This is a genomic window from Acinetobacter sp. AC1-2 (assembly GCF_016124155.1).
Classification (GTDB): domain Bacteria; phylum Pseudomonadota; class Gammaproteobacteria; order Pseudomonadales; family Moraxellaceae; genus Acinetobacter; species Acinetobacter calcoaceticus.
Genome location: NZ_JABFFO010000013.1, coordinates 1 through 5,553 on the forward strand (window position 1 = coordinate 1; position 5,553 = coordinate 5,553).

Annotated in this window: 2 tRNA genes and 3 rRNA genes; all 5 read left to right on the top strand. The window is 48.4% G+C overall.

Annotated features, from left to right (window positions below):
* Positions 1-178 precede the first annotated feature (178 nt).
* The 5 genes from HL290_RS18380 to rrf all read left to right on the top strand — a co-directional run bounded on the left by HL290_RS18380 (position 179) and on the right by rrf (position 5,545).
* Positions 179-1,716 (top strand): 16S ribosomal RNA (locus HL290_RS18380).
* A gap of 59 nt (positions 1,717-1,775) precedes the next feature.
* Positions 1,776-1,852 (top strand) — tRNA-Ile (locus HL290_RS18385).
* 56 nt (positions 1,853-1,908) lie between these two features.
* A tRNA-Ala gene (locus tag HL290_RS18390) sits at positions 1,909-1,984 on the top strand.
* Between the two features lie 370 nt (positions 1,985-2,354).
* Positions 2,355-5,248, top strand: a 23S ribosomal RNA gene (locus HL290_RS18395).
* A 182-nt stretch (positions 5,249-5,430) separates the two neighbouring features.
* Positions 5,431-5,545 (top strand): 5S ribosomal RNA (gene rrf, locus HL290_RS18400).
* The 16S, 23S and 5S rRNA genes sit together here with 2 tRNA genes alongside, the layout of an rRNA operon.
* The last annotated feature ends 8 nt before the right edge of the window (positions 5,546-5,553 follow it).

Genomic DNA, 5,553 nt, shown 5'->3' on the forward strand with positions numbered 1-5,553 from the left:
AAGATCATTAAGAGATTATGAAGAACAACTTGTGTGGATTTTTACTGATTGATTGATCGAAATATTATCATTGATTGATTGGTTTAAATTACTCGAAGTTTATTTGAGCGAAATTTAAGTCAGAAAATTGATGAGCCAGAATTGGCACCTTGTCTTTAATAAGGTGCAAAATGATTTTTAACTGAAGAGTTTGATCATGGCTCAGATTGAACGCTGGCGGCAGGCTTAACACATGCAAGTCGAGCGGAGTGATGGTGCTTGCACTATCACTTAGCGGCGGACGGGTGAGTAATGCTTAGGAATCTGCCTATTAGTGGGGGACAACATTTCGAAAGGAATGCTAATACCGCATACGTCCTACGGGAGAAAGCAGGGGATCTTCGGACCTTGCGCTAATAGATGAGCCTAAGTCGGATTAGCTAGTTGGTGGGGTAAAGGCCTACCAAGGCGACGATCTGTAGCGGGTCTGAGAGGATGATCCGCCACACTGGGACTGAGACACGGCCCAGACTCCTACGGGAGGCAGCAGTGGGGAATATTGGACAATGGGCGCAAGCCTGATCCAGCCATGCCGCGTGTGTGAAGAAGGCCTTATGGTTGTAAAGCACTTTAAGCGAGGAGGAGGCTACTGAAGTTAATACCTTCAGATAGTGGACGTTACTCGCAGAATAAGCACCGGCTAACTCTGTGCCAGCAGCCGCGGTAATACAGAGGGTGCAAGCGTTAATCGGATTTACTGGGCGTAAAGCGCGCGTAGGCGGCTAATTAAGTCAAATGTGAAATCCCCGAGCTTAACTTGGGAATTGCATTCGATACTGGTTAGCTAGAGTGTGGGAGAGGATGGTAGAATTCCAGGTGTAGCGGTGAAATGCGTAGAGATCTGGAGGAATACCGATGGCGAAGGCAGCCATCTGGCCTAACACTGACGCTGAGGTGCGAAAGCATGGGGAGCAAACAGGATTAGATACCCTGGTAGTCCATGCCGTAAACGATGTCTACTAGCCGTTGGGGCCTTTGAGGCTTTAGTGGCGCAGCTAACGCGATAAGTAGACCGCCTGGGGAGTACGGTCGCAAGACTAAAACTCAAATGAATTGACGGGGGCCCGCACAAGCGGTGGAGCATGTGGTTTAATTCGATGCAACGCGAAGAACCTTACCTGGCCTTGACATAGTAAGAACTTTCCAGAGATGGATTGGTGCCTTCGGGAACTTACATACAGGTGCTGCATGGCTGTCGTCAGCTCGTGTCGTGAGATGTTGGGTTAAGTCCCGCAACGAGCGCAACCCTTTTCCTTATTTGCCAGCGAGTAATGTCGGGAACTTTAAGGATACTGCCAGTGACAAACTGGAGGAAGGCGGGGACGACGTCAAGTCATCATGGCCCTTACGGCCAGGGCTACACACGTGCTACAATGGTCGGTACAAAGGGTTGCTACCTAGCGATAGGATGCTAATCTCAAAAAGCCGATCGTAGTCCGGATTGGAGTCTGCAACTCGACTCCATGAAGTCGGAATCGCTAGTAATCGCGGATCAGAATGCCGCGGTGAATACGTTCCCGGGCCTTGTACACACCGCCCGTCACACCATGGGAGTTTGTTGCACCAGAAGTAGGTAGTCTAACCGCAAGGAGGACGCTTACCACGGTGTGGCCGATGACTGGGGTGAAGTCGTAACAAGGTAGCCGTAGGGGAACCTGCGGCTGGATCACCTCCTTAACGAAAGATTGACGATTGGTAAGAATCCACAACAAGTTGTTCTTCATAGATGTATCTGAGGGTCTGTAGCTCAGTTGGTTAGAGCACACGCTTGATAAGCGTGGGGTCACAAGTTCAAGTCTTGTCAGACCCACCATGACTTTGACTGGTTGAAGTTATAGAAAAGAAGATACATAACTGATGATGTAAGCTGGGGACTTAGCTTAGTTGGTAGAGCGCCTGCTTTGCACGCAGGAGGTCAGGAGTTCGACTCTCCTAGTCTCCACCAGAACTTAAGAGAAGTTCGGATTACAGAAATTAGTAAATAAAGATTAAGATCTTGGTTTATTAACTTCTGTGATTTAAGTATCACGGTATTAAGCATGACCTGACGAAGGCATGTTTATTCATTAACAGATTGGCAAAATTGAGTCTGAAATAAATTGTTCACTCAATAATGAAAAGAGAAGAAGTAATTCTGATCTTGGAATTCATTGAGAACTAGCAAATTAACTGAATCAAGCGTTTTGGTATATGAATTAGATTGAAGCTGTACAGTGTTTAAATACACAGTACTTCAAACTGTAAGAGATTGATGAGAAATCATTGATCATGTCTTATTACTCCTTGTAGGTAATAACGACTGTTTGGGGTTGTATAGTCAAGTAATTAAGTGCATGTGGTGGATGCCTTGGCAGTCAGAGGCGATGAAAGACGTAATAGCCTGCGATAAGCTCCGGGGAGGCGGCAAATATCCTTTGATCCGGAGATTTCTGAATGGGGGAACCCACCTACTTTAAGGTAGGTATTGCAACATGAATACATAGTGTTGCAAGGCGAACGAGGGGAAGTGAAACATCTCAGTACCCTTAGGAAAAGAAATCAATTGAGATTCCCTTAGTAGCGGCGAGCGAACGGGGATCAGCCCATTAAGTTATGTGTGTTTTAGTGGAACGCTCTGGGAAGTGCGAACGTAGAGGGTGATATTCCCGTACACGAAAGGGCACACATAATGATGACGAGTAGGGCGAGGCACGTGAAACCTTGTCTGAATATGGGGGGACCATCCTCCAAGGCTAAATACTCCTGACTGACCGATAGTGAACCAGTACCGTGAGGGAAAGGCGAAAAGAACCCCTGTGAGGGGAGTGAAATAGATCCTGAAACCGCATGCATACAAGCAGTGGGAGCCGACTTGTTCGGTGACTGCGTACCTTTTGTATAATGGGTCAGCGACTTATATTCAGTAGCGAGGTTAACCGTATAGGGGAGCCGTAGAGAAATCGAGTCTTAATAGGGCGTTTAGTTGCTGGGTATAGACCCGAAACCAGGCGATCTATCCATGAGCAGGTTGAAGGTTGGGTAACACTAACTGGAGGACCGAACCCACTGTCGTTGAAAAGCCAGGGGATGACTTGTGGATAGGGGTGAAAGGCTAATCAAGCCTGGTGATAGCTGGTTCTCCCCGAAAGCTATTTAGGTAGCGCCTCGGACGAATACCATAGGGGGTAGAGCACTGTTTCGGCTAGGGGGTCATCCCGACTTACCAAACCGATGCAAACTCCGAATACCTATGAGTACTATCCGGGAGACAGACTGCGGGTGCTAACGTCCGTAGTCAAGAGGAAAACAATCCAGACCGCCAGCTAAGGCCCCAAAATCATAGTTAAGTGGGAAACGATGTGGGAAGGCATAGACAGCTAGGAGGTTGGCTTAGAAGCAGCCACCCTTTAAAGAAAGCGTAATAGCTCACTAGTCGAGTCGGCCTGCGCGGAAGATGTAACGGGGCTAAAACTATGTGCCGAAGCTGCGGATTTGACTTTTAAGTCAAGTGGTAGGGGAGCGTTCTGTAAGCCGATGAAGGTGTATTGAGAAGTATGCTGGAGGTATCAGAAGTGCGAATGCTGACGTGAGTAACGACAAAACGGGTGAAAAACCCGTTCGCCGAAAGACCAAGGGTTCCAGTCCAACGTTAATCGGGGCTGGGTGAGTCGACCCCTAAGGCGAGGCCGAAAGGCGTAGTCGATGGGAAATTGGTTAATATTCCAATACTTCTGTGTAATGCGATGAGAGGACGGAGAAGGTTAAGTCAGCCTGGCGTTGGTTGTCCAGGTGAAAGGAAGTAGGCATGCATCTTAGGCAAATCCGGGGTGCTCTATGCTGAGATCTGATAGCAAGCTGTACTTGTACAGCGAAGTGGCTGATACCATGCTTCCAGGAAAAGTCTCTAAGCTTCAGTTACACAGGAATCGTACCCTAAACCGACACAGGTGGTCAGGTCGAGTAGACCAAGGCGCTTGAGAGAACTCTGCTGAAGGAACTAGGCAAAATGGTACCGTAACTTCGGGAGAAGGTACGCTGTTGTTGGTGATGGAACTTGCTTCCTGAGCTGATGACAGCCACAGAAACCAGGCCGCTGCAACTGTTTATTAAAAACATAGCACTCTGCAAACACGAAAGTGGACGTATAGGGTGTGATGCCTGCCCGGTGCTGGAAGGTTAATTGATGGGGTTAGCGTAAGCGAAGCTCTTGATCGAAGCCCCAGTAAACGGCGGCCGTAACTATAACGGTCCTAAGGTAGCGAAATTCCTTGTCGGGTAAGTTCCGACCTGCACGAATGGCATAATGATGGCGGCGCTGTCTCCAGCAGAGGCTCAGTGAAATCGAAATCGCTGTGAAGATGCAGTGTACCCGCGGCTAGACGGAAAGACCCCGTGAACCTTTACTGCAGCTTGACATTGAACTTTGACCTTACTTGTGTAGGATAGGTGGGAGGCTTTGAAGTTGGAACGCTAGTTCCAATGGAGCCGTCCTTGAAATACCACCCTGGTAATGTTGAGGTTCTAACTCTGCCCCGTAATCCGGGGCGAGGACCATGTCTGGTGGGTAGTTTGACTGGGGCGGTCTCCTCCTAAAGAGTAACGGAGGAGTACGAAGGTGCGCTCAGCGTGGTCGGAAATCACGCGTAGAGTATAAAGGCAAAAGCGCGCTTAACTGCGAGACCCACAAGTCGAGCAGGTACGAAAGTAGGTCTTAGTGATCCGGTGGTTCTGTATGGAAGGGCCATCGCTCAACGGATAAAAGGTACTCTGGGGATAACAGGCTGATACCGCCCAAGAGTTCATATCGACGGCGGTGTTTGGCACCTCGATGTCGGCTCATCTCATCCTGGGGCTGAAGCAGGTCCCAAGGGTATGGCTGTTCGCCATTTAAAGAGGTACGCGAGCTGGGTTTAGAACGTCGTGAGACAGTTCGGTCCCTATCTACCGTGGGCGCTGGAAATTTGAGAGGATCTGCTCCTAGTACGAGAGGACCAGAGTGGACGAACCTCTGGTGTACCGGTTGTGACGCCAGTCGCATCGCCGGGTAGCTATGTTCGGAAGGGATAACCGCTGAAAGCATCTAAGCGGGAAGCCTACCTCAAGATAAGATTTCCCTAGGACTTTATGTCCTCTAAAGAGCCGTTCGAGACTAGGACGTTGATAGGTTGGATGTGGAAGCATAGTGATATGTGAAGCTGACCAATACTAATTGCTCGTGAGGCTTGACTATACAACACCCAAGCAGTTGTATATAAAGCATCAATCGATTCATTAATATGCAAAGCAACTTGATTTAGTTATACGCTTAGCTAAAATGAACAAAATAAAGTAAGACTCAATCAGCCCATCTGTAAAGATTTGGAAAACGCATCGGCAACCAATAAGACCAATGTAAGTATCCATACCAGTTGTGCTGGCGACCATAGCAAGAGTGAACCACCTGATCCCTTCCCGAACTCAGAAGTGAAACCTCTTAGCGCTGATGGTAGTGTGGGGTTTCCCATGTGAGAGTAAGTCATCGCCAGCTCATTATTC